This is a genomic window from Sphaerisporangium melleum (assembly GCF_014646695.1).
GTDB classification, from domain to species: Bacteria; Actinomycetota; Actinomycetes; order Streptosporangiales; family Streptosporangiaceae; genus Sphaerisporangium; species Sphaerisporangium melleum.
Window position 1 is genome coordinate 615 of record NZ_BMNT01000012.1, and the last position, 14,565, is coordinate 15,179.

Below are 14,565 nucleotides of genomic sequence, written 5' to 3' on the forward strand. Positions count from 1 at the left end.
GACGCTGATCCGTCTCCTGGTGACGACGGCCCGGCTCGCACCGAACATGTTCGACCTGCACCCCCCGTTCCAGATCGACGGCAACTTCGGCGCCACCTCCGGCATCGCCGAAATGCTGCTGCAGAGCCACAACGGCGAACTGCACGTACTGCCGGCCCTGCCGTCCGCCTGGCCGGCCGGAAAGGTGCAGGGTCTGCGGGGCCGCGGCGGCTACACCGTGGACACCACGTGGAGCTCAGGCGCGGCCACCGAGATCCTGGTGAAGTTCGACCGCGACGGCACGGTCAACGTGCGCAACCGGATCTTCACCGGCACCTACGAGGTGGTCGACACCACGACCGGCGCCGCCGTCACCGTCACCAAGCCCGAGACCGACGTCGTCAGGCTCACCGGCCAGGCCGGCCGCACCTACCGGCTGACCGGCACCGGCACGCCGCCGCAGCAGTCCACCTACGTGCGGATCACCAACGTGGCCACCGGCCTCGCGGCGGACAGCGGCGGCAACGTCGCCTCCGGCTCGAACCTCAAGCAGTGGGCCTGGAACGGCGGCAACAACCAGCAGTGGCAGCTGGTGGACCTGGGCGGCGGCTGGTACCGCATCGTCAACCGGACCAACGGCATGGTCGCCGACAGCTGGGGCAACACCGCCAACGGCGCCGTCTGCCGCCAGAGCGCCTGGAGCGGCAACAACAACCAGCAGTGGCGGCTCAACGACACCGGCAGCGGCCGCATTCAGATCATCAACCGCGGCACCAACACCTCTCTGGACGGCATGGGCAGCACCGGCGCGGGCTCCAACCTCTGCATGTGGGCGCCGAACACCAACGGCAACAACCTGTGGACCATCACGAACCTGTGACGGCCTGACCGGCACAGGTCTTCGCCGCGACCGGCCACCGGTCGCGGCGAAGACCTGTGCTCGCGGGCTCTGTGGTCAGGAGCCGGCCAGGGGGCTCCGCGCGCCGGTCCCGGCCGGAGCGACGGAGGTCGTCAGCCCGTCCAGGGTGAGGTCGAGTATCGGCGCCATCGTGCCGCCGAAGCCGGCCCGCGCCTGCGCGGCCGGCGCCGATCGCGGATCGTCGGTGCCCGGTGCCGACCGGTGGTTGGCGAAGCTCACCACCCGCAGGTCGGGCAGCACCAGCCACGCATACCCCTGGTCGGGTTCGGCCCGGGGGTTGCCGATCACCAGCCCTGACCCGTTGAGCGGCTCGTACGGCCCGGTCAGGCTGGGCGCCGCGAAGCCGTACAGCCCGGTGGGCCCGCGGCCGGCCGGGTGGAAGCCGTACCGCTGCACGGGGAAGAACAGGTAGTACCAGGACCCGTGGACGACGATGTGCGGTCGTTCGAGTTCGTGGTGGACGCCCTCGGCCACCAGGAGCGGCGGGAGCAGCGACCAGCCCTCGTCCCGCTGCTCGGCCAGGGCGATCGCGCCGGTGAAGCCGCCGTCCCAGGCGGTGGACGCGGCGACCAGCAGGTACTCGCGCCCGTCGGCGGGGTCGCGGAACCAGCCCGGGTCGCGGAAGGCCCTGATCTGCCCCGGTGCGCCGTCGATCTCGTCGGCCGGCAGGTACATGCGGCCGTCGGAACGGAGGATCTCCCGGTGCGCGGCGTCGCGCCGCAGCACGATCCGGTCGCCGCCGGTGATCAGCGCGGGGCGGGTCTCCACGACGCTCTGCCGGAACGTCGGGTGCGCCTCGCCACGCCGTCCGGCGGCCGTGTAGAACACCGAGACCGTGCCGTCGGGGCGGCGGACCGCCGATCCCGACCATTCGCGGCTGCCGGGCGAGGCGCCGTCGGCGAAGGCGTCGCCCAGGTCCCGCCAGGTGTCGCCGTTCCTGGCGAGCAGCCGGATCCGGGCCCGGTCGTGGCGCTCCTCGGGGTGACCGGTGGCGCGCGCCGACAGCGACATCCACAGCTCGTGGCCGCCGGCCACGCTCACCGAGCCGTCGGCCTCCTGGATCGGCCACAGGTCCCACAGATCGTGGCCGGGCAGGATCCGCGGCAGGGCCGCGGGATCGAAGACGGGCGCGGTGGTCGCGCCGGTCTCGGCGAGCAGGTCGAGGTGCCGGCCGGTCCAGCGCGCCGGTCGGGCACCGCTCACGCGGCGCCCTGCCCTCGGCGCCCCGCACCGGCGGGCCTGCGGAGCCGGCCGGCTCCGGTCACCGGACCGCCCGCGGCGATCAACCGTCCTGCTGTGACCATCGGTGAACTTCGCTTTCGCTCTCGAGGTGTGAGGTACGCGGCCGGCATCGGGCCGGCCGCGGTCTGCGGGTCACGAGGAGGCCGCGCGTGCCAGTTCGGCCGCCCCGGTGATCCCGGAGTGGCCGCCGAGCGCGGGACCGGTCACGTACTCCGCCACGGCGGCCGGGACGGTCAGCGCCTCGGCGGCCGGGTAGCCGGCGGCCAGGTCGAGCACCCGCGCCCTGACCAGGGCCATCAGGCCGGGGTGCCCGGCGACGCCGCCACCGATGACGATCCGCTCGGGGGACAGGGTGTAGGTGAGGTTCATGACGGCGTGGGCGAGATAGTCGGCTTCGAGCTCCCAGGCCCGCGGATCGTCCAGCTGCTCGGCGGGCCGTCCCCACCGCTGCCGCATCGCCGCTCCGGAGGCCAGCCCTTCCAGGCAGTCGCCGTGGAAGGGGCAGCCGCCCGGGTAGGGGTCCCGGACCTGGTCGTGCGGGACGCGGATGTGGCCGAACTCCGGGTGCAGCAGACCGTGCAGCAGCCGGCCGTTCACCACGGCACCCATGCCGATGCCGGTGCCCACGGTCAGGTATGCGAAGGTGTCCAGCCCGCGGCCCGCTCCGCGCCGCCACTCCCCGAGCGCCGCGGCGTTCACGTCGGTGTCCAGGCCGACCGGCACCCGCAGCGCTTCGCGCAGCGGGGACACGACGTCGGTGTGCGCCCAGCCGGGCTTGGGGGTGGTCGTGATGTGGCCGTAGGACGGAGAGCCCGCCCGCAGGTCGACCGGGCCGAAGGTGCCGACGCCGACCGCGGCGAGCGGCCCGTGCCGCCGGAGGAACGCCACGGCGCCGCCGATGGTCTGCGCCGGGGTCGTCGTCGGGATCACGTCGGTCGCGATGATCTGCCCGCCGGCGTCGGCGACGGCGCACACCCACTTGGTCCCGCCCGCCTCGATCGCGCCGTAGCGCGGCTGCTCCGGATTCACTCAGGTCACCCCTTCAGCGAGCCCTGGAGCAGGGCCGCGACGAAACGGCGCTGGAAGATGAGGAATATCGCCAGCGTAGGGGTCAGGATCAGCAGCGACCCCGCGCACAGGAGCGGGATGTCGGTGCCCCACTGACCTTGGAACGCGCCCAGGGCGCCGGACATGGTGCGCTTGGTGGCATCGTCGACGAGGACGATCGCCAGCAGGAACTGGTTCCAGGTCCACAGGAACAGCAGGATGCCCAGGGACGAGATCGCCGGCATGGCCAGCGGGACGTGGATCCGCCGGAACAGCTGCCACACGTTCGCGCCGTCGATCCGCGCGCTCTCCGACAGTTCCTGGGGCATGTTGACGAAGTGCGCGCGCATCCAGAAGACGCTGAACGGCATGAACAGCCCGATGAGCGGCAGGATGATCGCCAGGCGGGTGTTCAGCAGCCCCATGTCGCGGATCTGGTAGTACAGCGGGGTGATGATGCCCTCGAACGGCAGGGTCAGCCCGAGGACGAAGACCAGGAACACCACGCGGCCGCCGATCACCCGCAGGTGGCCGATGGCGAAGCCGGCCATCGTGCCGAGCACGATCGAGATCGGGACCACGCCCAGCACGATGAGGACGCTCGACTGGAGCAGTGCGCCCATGTTCGCCGCCTCGAAGGCCCGCAGGAAGTTGCCCCACTGCGGGTCGCCCGGCCAGGCCAGGCCGGGCGGGTAGGTGCCCGAGGGGTGCAGAGCGGTGACGAAGAGGCTGAGGAACGGCAGGATCGTGACCGCCATCATGGCGACGAGCAGCAGCCGGCCGATCCAGGCCTCCCGCCGGGCGGTGATCATCGGTTGCCGTCCTTGGTGAACCACTGGATGGGAAGGGCGCAGGCGATCACCAGGAGCATGAGCACCATGGCCAGCGCCGAGGCCATGCCGATCTGGCGTTCGGAGAAGGCCAGATAGTAGATCTGCAGGCCGGGCACCATGGTGGCGTTGCCAGGACCGCCCTGGGTGGAGATGTAGATGATGTCGAAGCTCGCCAGGGCCGCGATCACGGTCACGGTGACGCAGACCGCGATCTCCTGGCGCAGGCTCGGGACGGTGATGGAGACGAACTCCCGCCACGCTCCGGCGCCGTCCAGCCGGGCGGCCTCGTACAGGGCCACGTCGATCTTGCTCATGCCCGCCAGGAGCAGCAGGGTGCACAGACCGAGCAGCACCCATGCGCCGATCATCCCGACCGCCGGGAGCGCGGTGGCGAAGTCACCGAGCCAGGCCCGGGTCACCCGGCCGAGGCCGAGCAGCGTGAGGAACTGGTTGACGACGCCGGTGGACGACAGCAGCCAGCTCCACGCGATGCCGGCCGCGACGAGCGGGATCACCTGCGGCAGGAAGATCACGGTACGCGCCACCAGGGCGAGCCTGCTGGCGGCGATGCGCCGGATCGTCGCGGCGATCGCCAGGCCCAGCACCACCGGGATCGCGCTGAAGAACACGATCAGCTTGACGGCGTTGACCAGCGAGTCGAACAGCTCAGGGTCGGTGAAGACCCTGCCGTAGTTGGCCAGCCCCACCCAGGTGGACGGGCCGATGCCGTCCCACTCGTAGAGCGAGTACTGCGCCGTCAGGGCGATCGGCCGCAGGACGAAGACGACGTAGAACGCGAGCGCCGGGAGGACGAACAGCCAGCCGGCCCATCCGCGGGTGCTCCGCGCCGCCGCCTCGGCCGCCCGCCCGCGCGGGGATCTGCCGGGAATGGGCCGTGCCATGGCCGATCAGTTCCCTTCGACCTGGCGGGTGTAGTCGGCCTGGACCTGCTTGAGCAGTTCCTGCGGCGTCTGCTGGCCGGCCACCATCTTCTGCAGCTGCGGTGTCCAGCTCTTGGCGTAGATGGCGCCCGTGGCGTTGGCGATGAAGTCCATGGAGCCGTTGTCCTTGGCGATGTCGGCGCCGGCCGCCAGCGTGCTCGCGGTGACCTTGTCCGCGGCGATCTCCGGCATGTGACCGTCGGCCGGCCCCATCGGGTGCGATCCGCCGATGTCCACGCCGATCTCGCGTGCCTGCCTGTCGGTGGCCACCCAGTCGAGGAAGAAGGCGGCGCAGTCGGCGTTCTTCGCCCGCGCGCTGACGCCGAAGGTCAGCGGCGCGGACATCGCGGCGCGCTTGCCGCCCGCCTGGGCCGGCGGCATCAGGAAGAAGCCCGCCTCGCCCGGCATCTGCTTGTCGAGGTTGCCCGACTCCCAGTCGCCGTCGAACATGAACAGGCCCTGGCCGTCGATGAAGCGGCTCATCATCGTCGCGTAGTCGACGGCGTTCACGTCTTTCTGGAAATATCCTGCTTTGATCCAGCGCTCCAGGTGCTGGGCGGCCTGCAGGTTCGACGGCGTGTCGATCGTCGCCCCGGGCTTCTGGAAGATCCAGTCGTTGATCGGCCCGGCCGGTCCGTAGGAGGCCATCAGATTCTGCAGCGGGAAGGCCAGTCCGCCGGTGGCGCCGCCGTTGAACTGGACGATCGGCGTGATGCCCGCGTCCTTGGCCTTGGCGAGCGCGTCGTCGAGCCCGGCCAGCGTGGCCGGCGGGGACGACAGGCCGATCTTCTCGGCGAGCTTCTTGTTGTAGAAGACGCCGGTCATGCTGAAGTTGATCCCCATCGCGTACAGCGACCCCTCGCCGCGCGGCCGCCCGCCGGGGCCCATGCGCAGCTGCTCGAGCTGGGAGGCCGGCCACTTGTCCCAGCCGAAGGCCTTCGCGTAGCCGTCCATGTTCTTCAGCAGGTTGTCCTTGACCAGCTCGGAGACCTGGGGAAGGCGCATCAGGTCGGGCGGGTTGTCGGCCAGCACCCGCGGGGCGTTCTGGGTGATCACCGCGAACTGGTCCTCACGGATGTTCCACGTGACGTTCGGGTGCTGCTTGGTGAACTCGGTGGTGAGCGCCTTGGCCACCGGGAAACCGGTCTCGAAGTAGGCGTTGAGGGTGATCGGCGCCGTGCCACAGGCCGGCGCCGCGGACAGGGACGAGGCGGTGGAGGCCTCGGGCTGCGGACTGTTGCTGCCGGGAGCTCCGCAGGCCGCGGCCAGCAAACCCATGGCGATCACAAGCGCGGCCCCCGACCTGCTCGGACGAACTCGACGAGCCATGTGGATCTCCTCTACTGCATGGGACGTCCGGCGCAGGCCTGAGGTCCCGGCTCCGTTGCTAAATCGGGTTAGCGCCCGATAGTCTCACGGGGCGAATCGCGGCATGTCAACCCCCCGTAATACACTCTTGACGATCGGAGGTCGCCGGGTGAGCCGACGACGGGTCACGCTGGCGGATGTCGCCAAGGCTGCCGGAGTCTCCCGGACGACAGCCTCACTGGTGCTGTCCGGCCGGGGGCGCGAGCTGCGGATCTCTCAGGACGTCGAGCAGCGGGTCATGCGGGCCGCCGACGAGTTGCAATATCGGCCCAACATCGTCTCGGTGGGCCTGCGCACCGGCATCACCCGGACGATCGGCTTCGTCTCCGACACGATCGCCACCTCACGGCTGGCCGGCGACATGATCAAGGGAGCGCTCGAGGCCGCCCGTGAGCGGGGCGTCATGCTGTTCATCGGCGAGACCGAGGGCGACGCCGAGCTCGAGCGCCTCCTGCTGCAGGCCATGCACGACCGGCAGGTGGACGGGCTGATCTTCGCGTCCATGTTCACCAGGACCATCAAGGTTCCCAAGGGCATCACGGCCGTCCCCTCCGTGCTGCTCAACGCGCTGCCCAAGCAGCCCACTCCCCTGCCCGCGGTCCTTCCCGACGAGGTCGAGGCCGGCCGCACCGCCGCCCGCGTCCTGCTCGACGCCGGTCACCGCGACGGCATCTACCTGATCGGCACCGGTCCGGGCATGCGCGATGTGACCTCGGGGAGCGTGGCGGCGGTGGAACGGCTCACCGGCATCCGTGAGGTGCTGCGCGAGGCGGGCGTCAAGCTCGCGGGCGGCCGCGTCTGCCCCGACTGGCAGCCGGAGTACGGGCTCGCCGCCACCCGGGACCTGCTGCGGACGGCGCGCCCGCGTGCGCTGATCTGCTTCAACGACCGGGTCGCCCTGGGCGCGTACCAGGCACTGGACGACTTCGGGCTCAAGGTTCCCTCGGACGTCTCCGTCGTCTCCTTCGACGATCACCCCATCGCCGCGTGGATGCGCCCCAAGCTGACGACGGTGGCGCTGCCGCACTACGAGCTGGGGCGCAAGGCGGTCGAGGTGCTGTTCACCGAGATCGGCCGCGAGCACGACCCCGACCGCAGGGGCGAGGTGCACCGCGTCGCGATGACCCTCCAGAACCGCGAGTCCGTGGCATCGGCCCCGGCGACCTGACCACGCCTGGACGGACCGGCCGCCGGCACCGGCGGCCGTGACCCGTGGGATCAGCGCAGGATCTTGTGCAGCGCCGAGGTCAGGGACGCCTTGGCGTCGTCCTGGTCCAGGGACCACATCATCGATCCACCCAGTCCCTTCAGCCGGATGTAGGCGGCCTTCTCCAGCAGCGTCGCGGGGTCGTCGTAGGACCAGAACTCGTTGCCGTCGTACAGCCACTGCGTGCCGGTCCGCAGGTCGCGGTACCGCTTGCCCGGCTTGCCGGCCAGGATCTTGTAGTCCTCGGTGCCGGGCGCCCAGGTGGCGGGCGCCGGGCCGGTGGCCTGCCCGTACAGTCCGTCGCGGGGAGAGGCCACGCCGGTCCAGCCCTGGCCGTACGCGGGGACGCCGACCACGATCTTCCTGGCCGGGGCGCCGCGCGACAGGTAGGCGCCGACGGTGGCGTCCACGCTGTACTTCACCGGGTTCGGGTCCCGGCGGTCGGTGAACAGGTTGCCGTTGTGCCCGGTCCTGTTCTCCCACGATCCGTGCAGGTCGTAGCCCTGGATCGTGGCGAAGTCGAGGTCGCGGAACACCTCCCGTACCTGGAATCCGGCGTCGATCTTCGCCTCCGCGGCCGGCAGGAACGCCGTGAGCTGACTCTTCGGGTCGTGCGCCTTCATCTGGCGGCGCAGTTCCGCGACGAAGAGGGTGAAGTTCCGCTTGTCCTCGGGACGGATCACGTTGCCGGCGTCGCCTTCCGAGCCCGGCCACTCCCAGTCCAGGTCGATGCCGTCGAAGACCCCCGCACCCGTTCCGGCGGGCAGGCCGGGCAGGTCGCCCTTGAGCCACAGCCCGACGCAGGAGGCGGCCAGCCTGCCGCGGGATTCGGGGGTGAGGACCGCGTCGGAGAAGTGTCCGGATCCGGTCCAGCCGCCGAGGGAGATCAGCACCGCGAGGCCCGGGTGCCTGGCCTTGAGCTTCCTGAGCTGGTTGAGGTTGCCGGCCAGTGCCTGACCCGGCTGGTCGGCCACGCCGTCCACGCTCTGCTCGGCGGGGACGGGTCGCTGCCAGTCGGCCCAGGGGTCGGCCGAGACGCAGGTGCCGTCGGCCCCGACGTTGCCGAAGGCGTAGTTGACGTGCGTGAGCCTGGCCGCCGCCCCGCTGGTGTCCACGTCCTTGACGTGGAAGTTCCGCCCGTAGATGCCCCACTGGATGAAGTACCCGACCCGCTTGAACCGGTCGCCGCCCGGGTGCGGGGTCTGGGCCTGCGCGGGTGCGGCCACCGCGATCAGGCCGATGGCGGCCGCTGCGGTGAGAAGGTGCCGGAAAGGACGTCGCACGACCATCTCCACTCGATCCGGGACATACTCATAGGAAAGTTTCTTATAAGTTCTCCCGGATCGTAGGGTCCGCCGTACGGACCGTCAATGGCCTGCACACGCGCATCCGGCCGCGCTCCGGCCCGGAGTACGGCCCGCCCGGCCACGCCCCGTCGCCGCCTCGGGGTCACCCCGGCGTGCGGCACGTGGACGGCGTGGCCGGGCGATGTGCGCCGGGCCGGTGCCCGCGAGCGTCGCGGCACGCCGTGACCTCATGCGGCGTACCGCCCCGCGCGGCTACTTCAGCCAGTCGGTGTAGCGGGTGGGGGCGATGCGGGCGCCGGGCTTGGTGGTGAGGACGTCGCCGTGCACCACGGCGAACATTCCCGCGCCGTCGTCGACGGTCACCGACCGCTTGTCGCCCTTGGCGGACAGGGTGATCCGGCCGAGTTCGTCCAGGGGGTAGGTGTCCGGACCGCCGACGTTCAGCACGCCGTTCAGCGGGGCCCCGGCCGCGACGTCGGCGACGGTGGCGGCGACGTCCGCCGCGGCGATCGGCTGGATGGGGGTGCGGGGAAGCCGGACGGTGTCGCCGTCGGTGGTCCAGGACAGGACGGCGTCGACGAACTCCATGAACTGGGTGGCACGCACGATGGAGTAGGGGACGGGGCCGGCCTTCAGGATGTCCTCCTGGAGGACCTTGGCCCGGTAGTAGTCCAGCTCGGGCACCTCGTCGACGCCGACGATGGACAGGATGACGAAGTGCCCGGCACCGGCCCGCGCGGCCGCGCCCACCAGGTTGTCCATGGAGGTCTGGAAGAACGCCAGGGAGGCCTCGTCGAAGGTCGGGGAGTTGGTCAGGTTGACGACCACGTCCGCGCCGGCCATCGCCGCGTCCACGCCCTGGCCGGTGAGGATGTCGATGCCGGTGGACAGCGAGTGCGGCACCGCCTCGTGGCCGGCCGCGTTCAGGTCCCGCACCACCTGCGAGCCGATCAGTCCGGTTCCCCCGATTACTGCGATTTTCATGAAAAGTCCTGCCTTTTGTTGGTGATCTGATCCGAGGGCATGACGTGCCTTCCGGTGCACCCGCGTACCGGGTGAACCGGCCGCTAACTAAGACAGGCGGGCCGTTGGGCTTGTGACAGGTTTCCCATAATTTTCTTCACGTGTGCGGAGATCCTTCCGCGGCCGTGCGACGAACCGGTGGGGATCGGCCTGACCTGCGGCAGGCGTACAGGCCCTCCGGCGTTCGAGCACCGAAGATCAGCCTGCCATCGCCCCGAGGTCACCGGGTCCGCCGGTGCTTGCATACTGGGAGGCGGACCAAGGGGGGCGAAGGCGGTGACGAATACCAGATCGGGCGACCGGCAGGAGATCGAGCAGGCCCTGGCGCTCTTCTCCAGTGTGCGGCCACGCCTGTTCGGGATCGCGTACCGGATGCTGGGCAGCGTGGCGGAGGCCGAAGATCTGGTGCAGGAGGTGTGGCTGCGCTGGCAGGGCTACGACCGGGCCACCGTGGAGAACCCGGCCGCGTTCCTGGCGACGGTCACGACCCGGCTCGCCATCAACGCCGCCCAGTCCGCCCGTGTCCGCCGGGAGACCTACATCGGCCCGTGGCTCCCCGAACCGGTCGACACCAGCGCCGATCCGCATCTCGGCGCGGAGCGCGGTGAGGCCCTGGAGTTCGCCATCCTGCTGCTCCTGGAGCGGCTGTCCCCCACCGAGCGCGCGGCCTACGTGCTGCGCGAGGCGTTCGACTATCCCTACCGGCAGATCGCCGAGATCATCGCGGCCAACGAGGCGACGGTGCGCCAACTGGTCAGCAGGGCCCGCAAGCACGTGCTCGCCGTACGCCGCAGGCGGGTGACCGGAGCCGAGCAACGCAGGCTGCTCACGGCCTTCGTCACCGCGGCCCGCTCCGGCGACCTGGCCGGACTGGAGAACCTCCTGGCCGCGGACGCGACCAGCTACTCCGACGGCGGAGGCGCCGCGCGCGCCGCCCGCTTCCCCGTGGTGGGCGCGTCGCGGGTGGCGAAGTTCGTCAAGGCGTTCGCCCCCCGGTTCTGGACCGGCGTCGAGGTCGGCTGGGCGAGCACGAACGGGCAGACGTCCGCGGTGCTGACGCGGGACGGGCAGGTGTACGCGGTCGTCACCGTCAACGCATCCGACGAGGGCATCGAGCAGGTGCTGTGGATGATGAACCCGGCCAAGCTCACCACGGTGCCGGCCACGGCCACCTGAGCCCGCCGGATCCGGCCGCTCAAGCGGCCGGGGAAGGCGTGCGGGCCCCCTGCCTCGGCCCGGAGTGCCGGCGCCCGCCGTGGTTCCGGGCCAGGATGGTGACGGCGACCAGCAGGACGCACGCGACCGCGATCGCCGCCACCACGCCCGCCAGGCCGATCGACGACGCCGCGAGCGGCAGCGACACGATGACGATCAGAAAGACCACGACCGCGGCGGGACGGATGACGGGCTCGGCGGCGACGAGCGCGTGCACCGCCCAGATCAGGGTGACGCACACCCCGACCGGGATCGCGACCGCGTAACCGCACGCCACGGACGAGGCCGCCACATCGTGGCCGGTCCGCTCCACCGCCACCTCCAGCCCCGCGCCGAGGGCGGCCAGGGCCGCGAAGATGCCGTAGTGCCCGTATCCCCACAGGTAGGAACGGTGCCGGCGGTCACTGAGTCCATCACCGGCCTGCACCAGGAAGTACAGCCACCAGATGGCGAACAGCAGGACCAGGCCGGAGAAGGCGATGACGACGAAGGACACGCTGACCCTCCCCGCCTCCAGCGCTCCTTCCACTCCCCGGCTCGCGGCCAGGACGCTCTCCCCCAGCAGGATGATGGTGAACAGGCCGTAGCGCTCGGCGATGTGGTGCGGGTGCCAGGTCGTGGCCCCCGCCCGTTCCGCCCACCACGGCACCGCCATCTCCACGGTGATCAGGACGACGAAGATCGGCAGTAGCGCCGGCGCGGGCAGGGCCCCCTGCTCGGCGAGGAGGTAGCGCAGCACCCACCCCACCTGGACCAGGGTGATGCCGGCCGCGTAGCGCAGCGCGGTGCGGCGGCTCGCCGGATCCTCGACACCGGCCCGCACCCACTGGGCGACGAGCGCCATCCGCATGATGAGGTACCCGAGCGTGACCACGCCGTAGTCGCCCCGATCGGCCGCGGCCGGCACTCCCGCCGCGAGCACCAGCACACCGGCCATCTGCAGCATGGTCAGCACCCGGTAGGAGACGTCGTCGCAGTCGTAGGACGAGGCGAACCACGTGAAGTTCATCCACGCCCACCAGATCGCGAAGAAGACCTGGAGGAACGGGATCAGTCCCGCGAGGCCGTGACCCTCGCCGATGCTGTGCCCGAACCGCGCGGTGACCGCCGCGACGCCGATCACGAAGGTGAGATCGAAGAGCAGCTCGAGCTGGCTGGAGACGCGGTGCGGTTCGTCGATGGGGCGAGCGCTCATCCGGATCCGGATCCGGTCCCCCATGCTGGCTGGTGGCAAGGTCACACTCCGTGTCTTCGCCGCTTTCGTCCAGACTGAGACAGGGCGGCGATCCGATCTGTGACGGCGTGGCGCCGCGGTAGGGAAGCGTAAGGGCTTTCGGCGCGCCTGTCACAGACCCGGCCCCTGTCCGGTCCTAGCTGGCGACCGCATGACAGCGGATGACCCACCGACCCGGCACTTGACCGATCACGGGAGCCGGTGAACCGGCCCGATCGAGGCCCGCGGCGCCCGGCCGCGAGGCGATGGCGGCGGACGTCCACGGCGACGGCCCGCGGCGCCGACCGGCGCCATCTTGCCACGGCATCCGCCCGAATCTCTGCGACAGAAGGAGTACGTGCTGTGGCCACACGTCCGAAACCCCCGTACGACCGCGGATCTCTCCACGCTCGTGACGGCCGCCCCGCGCCGGCGGTCCAGGCGCCCCACCACATGATGCGCGACCTGACGCGCGAACTGCAGCGGAACCGGCGATTCACCTCCGACGCCTCACACGAACTTCGCACGGCCGTCGCGGGGCTGCGCGCGGAACTGGAGGAGGCCGGCCTGCACCCCGCCGAGACCGATCTCGGCGACCTGCTCGCCCGGGCGTTGAGCGACGTCGACCGGTTGGACGCGATCATCACCGACCTGCGCGTCCTGGCAGAGCTGGAGTCCGCGCCGCCCGTGCGGCCACAGCATGTCGACCTCGCCGAGCTGGTCCGCGGGGAGATCGCCCACCGGCACGACCGGATCGCCGTACGACTCCGGCTGGAGACCCGGGTCGTGGTGCGGGCCGTGCCGATCCGCATCGGCCGGCTGCTCACCAACCTGCTGGACAACGCCCAGCGGCATGCCCGGCATCTGGTCGAGGTGCGGGTGAGCCACCGGGAGGGCCATGCCGAGCTGCGGGTCGTCGACGACGGAGACGGGGTCGCGGAGGGCGAGCGGGAACGCGTCTTCGAGCGCTTCGTCCGGCTCCCCGCCGCACGCGGTCTCGATCAGAGCGGCACCGGACTGGGCCTGGCGATCGCCCGCGACATCGCCTGCTCCCACACGGGCAGCCTGCGCATCGAGGAGGCGGAGACCGGTGGCGCGTGCTTCGTCTTCCGCCTTCCCCTCGCGAACGCGCCCGCCGCCCCGACCGGCCGGCACCCGCGCGAGACCACCGGCCCACGCCCGGCCTCGGCACATCTCGACGCGGACACCTCATGAGAACGCACCAGGATCCGGACGGACCGGCACAGGGTGCGAGAACGTCCACCGAACGACTGCTGGATCGGCAACGCCAGTTCGTCACCGACGCCTCACACGAGCTGCGCACGCCGCTGACCGCACTGCGAGTGCGGGTGGAGGAGGCGCAGATGCATCCAGGCGACATCGACCTGCCCGACCTGCTCGGCCATCTGACGGGCGGTCTGGACCGGCTGGAGAACCTCATCGACGACCTGCTCCTGCTGTCCACACTCGACACCGGCCCGACCGAGCGGCTGGAGGAGGTCAACCTGACATGCCTGGTCGAGACGGTGGCGGCGCACTGGGGCGAGGGCTGTGACGTGCGGCTCGATCTCGAACGCGCGGTGATGGTGGAGGCCGCTTCCTGGCAGATCACCCGCCTGTTCACCAATCTTCTGGACAACGCCCGGCGGCACGCCGCGCGCGGCCTCCAGGTGGGGCTGCGCCGCGCGGGCGGCCATGCCGAACTGTCCGTGGCCGACGATGGGCCGGGCGTCCGCCCGGCCGACCGCGACCGCGTCTTCCAGCCCTTCGTCCGCCTGGACGCCGCCCGCAGCCGCCACCACGGAGGCGCCGGGCTGGGCCTGGCCATCGCCCGCGACATCGCCGCGGCGCACCGCGGCACGATGCACGTCGAGGACTCCGCCGATGGCGGCGCCTGCTTCGTGCTCCGCCTCCCCCTCGTCTCCTGATGCACCGCTCACGGCATCGAACAGGCACGGGTATGACGAATGATGAACGGCCGCGACGTTGCAGACCCCGGCACTCAAGCCGTCACGACCCCGGTCGGGAAACGCCGGCGATCAGGGGGGAAGCGAAGACCCCTCGCCGGGGCGGGTCGCCTCGGCGAGGGGCTGGCAGGGCTGGGGTCAGGCGCGGGTCCACTTCTGGCCGGTGGCGCCGTTGCAGGTCCAGATCTGGGCCTTGGTGCCGTTGGCGGTGCCGTTGCCGGTGACGTTCAGGCACTTGTTGGCGCCGACGGCGGTGATGGTGCCGTCGCTGTTGAAGCGCCACTTCTGGTTGTTCTGGCCGTTG

General features: G+C 71.0%; 14 protein-coding genes. 5 read left to right on the forward strand and 9 right to left on the reverse strand.

Features of this window, described 5'->3' with window-relative positions; all coding sequences use genetic code 11:
- Nucleotides 1-859 (forward strand): RICIN domain-containing protein (locus IEY93_RS38065; protein WP_229691071.1); only part of this gene is annotated, 859 nt, incomplete at its 5' end.
- A 75-nt stretch (nucleotides 860-934) separates the two neighbouring features.
- Here the strand turns inward: IEY93_RS38065 and IEY93_RS12260 are convergent.
- The 5 genes from IEY93_RS12260 to IEY93_RS12280 all read right to left on the reverse strand — a co-directional run bounded on the left by IEY93_RS12260 (nucleotide 935) and on the right by IEY93_RS12280 (nucleotide 6,290).
- Nucleotides 935-2,101 (reverse strand): glycoside hydrolase family 68 protein, encoded by a 1,167-nt coding sequence (locus IEY93_RS12260; protein ID WP_189163143.1) that lies wholly within the window; start codon nucleotides 2,099-2,101, stop codon nucleotides 935-937.
- A gap of 171 nt (nucleotides 2,102-2,272) precedes the next feature.
- Nucleotides 2,273-3,169: an ROK family protein gene (locus tag IEY93_RS12265; RefSeq protein WP_189163144.1), complete on the reverse strand. Its 897-nt coding sequence runs from the start codon at nucleotides 3,167-3,169 to the stop codon at nucleotides 2,273-2,275.
- Nucleotides 3,170-3,174: 5 nt separating this feature from the next.
- Entirely contained in the window at nucleotides 3,175-3,999 is an 825-nt protein-coding gene (locus IEY93_RS12270; RefSeq protein ID WP_189163145.1) for a carbohydrate ABC transporter permease, read from the reverse strand.
- Nucleotides 3,996-4,922 (reverse strand): carbohydrate ABC transporter permease, encoded by a 927-nt coding sequence (locus tag IEY93_RS12275; RefSeq protein WP_189163146.1) that lies wholly within the window; start codon nucleotides 4,920-4,922, stop codon nucleotides 3,996-3,998. The genes IEY93_RS12270 and IEY93_RS12275 overlap by 4 nt, the downstream gene beginning before the upstream one ends.
- 6 nt (nucleotides 4,923-4,928) lie before the next feature.
- Nucleotides 4,929-6,290: an ABC transporter substrate-binding protein gene (locus tag IEY93_RS12280; RefSeq protein ID WP_189163147.1), complete on the reverse strand. Its 1,362-nt coding sequence runs from the start codon at nucleotides 6,288-6,290 to the stop codon at nucleotides 4,929-4,931.
- 148 nt (nucleotides 6,291-6,438) lie between these two features.
- On the opposite strand from IEY93_RS12280, the gene IEY93_RS12285 reads away from it, so the two are divergent.
- Nucleotides 6,439-7,497 carry a LacI family DNA-binding transcriptional regulator gene (locus IEY93_RS12285; RefSeq protein ID WP_189163148.1) on the forward strand — a complete coding sequence of 353 codons (1,059 nt, stop codon included), beginning with the start codon at nucleotides 6,439-6,441 and terminating at the stop codon, nucleotides 7,495-7,497.
- A 50-nt stretch (nucleotides 7,498-7,547) separates the two neighbouring features.
- Here IEY93_RS12285 and IEY93_RS12290 read toward each other — a convergent pair whose 3' ends face one another.
- Together IEY93_RS12290 and IEY93_RS12295 are read right to left on the reverse strand one after the other, a co-directional pair.
- The gene (locus IEY93_RS12290; RefSeq protein WP_229691072.1) at nucleotides 7,548-8,819 is read right to left on the reverse strand and encodes a glycoside hydrolase family 18 protein; all 1,272 of its coding nucleotides are present in this window, start codon (nucleotides 8,817-8,819) and stop codon (nucleotides 7,548-7,550) included.
- A gap of 276 nt (nucleotides 8,820-9,095) precedes the next feature.
- A complete protein-coding gene (locus tag IEY93_RS12295) occupies nucleotides 9,096-9,827 on the reverse strand; it encodes an SDR family oxidoreductase (RefSeq protein ID WP_189163150.1) in 732 nt (243 codons plus the stop codon).
- Between the two features lie 315 nt (nucleotides 9,828-10,142).
- Between IEY93_RS12295 and IEY93_RS12300 the strand changes: the two genes are divergently transcribed.
- Nucleotides 10,143-11,042: an RNA polymerase sigma-70 factor gene (locus tag IEY93_RS12300; protein WP_189163151.1), complete on the forward strand. Its 900-nt coding sequence runs from the start codon at nucleotides 10,143-10,145 to the stop codon at nucleotides 11,040-11,042.
- Between the two features lie 19 nt (nucleotides 11,043-11,061).
- Here the strand turns inward: IEY93_RS12300 and IEY93_RS12305 are convergent, their stop codons facing one another.
- A complete protein-coding gene (locus tag IEY93_RS12305; protein WP_189163152.1) occupies nucleotides 11,062-12,276 on the reverse strand; it encodes a low temperature requirement protein A in 1,215 nt (404 codons plus the stop codon).
- Between the two features lie 381 nt (nucleotides 12,277-12,657).
- Between IEY93_RS12305 and IEY93_RS12310 the strand changes: the two genes are divergently transcribed.
- Both IEY93_RS12310 and IEY93_RS12315 read left to right on the forward strand, forming a co-directional pair.
- Complete coding sequence (locus tag IEY93_RS12310; protein ID WP_189163153.1) at nucleotides 12,658-13,509, forward strand: sensor histidine kinase; 852 nt, start codon at nucleotides 12,658-12,660, stop codon at nucleotides 13,507-13,509.
- Nucleotides 13,506-14,222, forward strand: a complete 717-nt coding sequence (locus IEY93_RS12315) for a sensor histidine kinase (RefSeq protein ID WP_189163154.1) — start codon at nucleotides 13,506-13,508, stop codon at nucleotides 14,220-14,222. The genes IEY93_RS12310 and IEY93_RS12315 overlap by 4 nt, the downstream gene beginning before the upstream one ends.
- Nucleotides 14,223-14,399: 177 nt before the next feature.
- Here IEY93_RS12315 and IEY93_RS38070 read toward each other — a convergent pair whose 3' ends face one another.
- Nucleotides 14,400-14,519, reverse strand: a complete 120-nt coding sequence (locus IEY93_RS38070) for an RICIN domain-containing protein (protein ID WP_268241550.1) — start codon at nucleotides 14,517-14,519, stop codon at nucleotides 14,400-14,402.
- Between the last annotated feature and the right edge of the window lie 46 nt (nucleotides 14,520-14,565).

Coding starts and splice junctions, on each gene's coding strand:
- IEY93_RS12270 (WP_189163145.1), bottom strand. CDS start 3,999: ATGATCACCGCCCGGCGGGAGGCCTGGATCGGCCGGCTGCTGCTCGTC.
- IEY93_RS12275 (WP_189163146.1), bottom strand. CDS start 4,922: ATGGCACGGCCCATTCCCGGCAGATCCCCGCGCGGGCGGGCGGCCGAG.
- IEY93_RS12280 (WP_189163147.1), bottom strand. CDS start 6,290: ATGGCTCGTCGAGTTCGTCCGAGCAGGTCGGGGGCCGCGCTTGTGATC.
- IEY93_RS12295 (WP_189163150.1), bottom strand. CDS start 9,827: ATGAAAATCGCAGTAATCGGGGGAACCGGACTGATCGGCTCGCAGGTG.
- IEY93_RS12305 (WP_189163152.1), bottom strand. CDS start 12,276: ATGAGCGCTCGCCCCATCGACGAACCGCACCGCGTCTCCAGCCAGCTC.
- IEY93_RS12315 (WP_189163154.1), top strand. CDS start 13,506: ATGAGAACGCACCAGGATCCGGACGGACCGGCACAGGGTGCGAGAACG.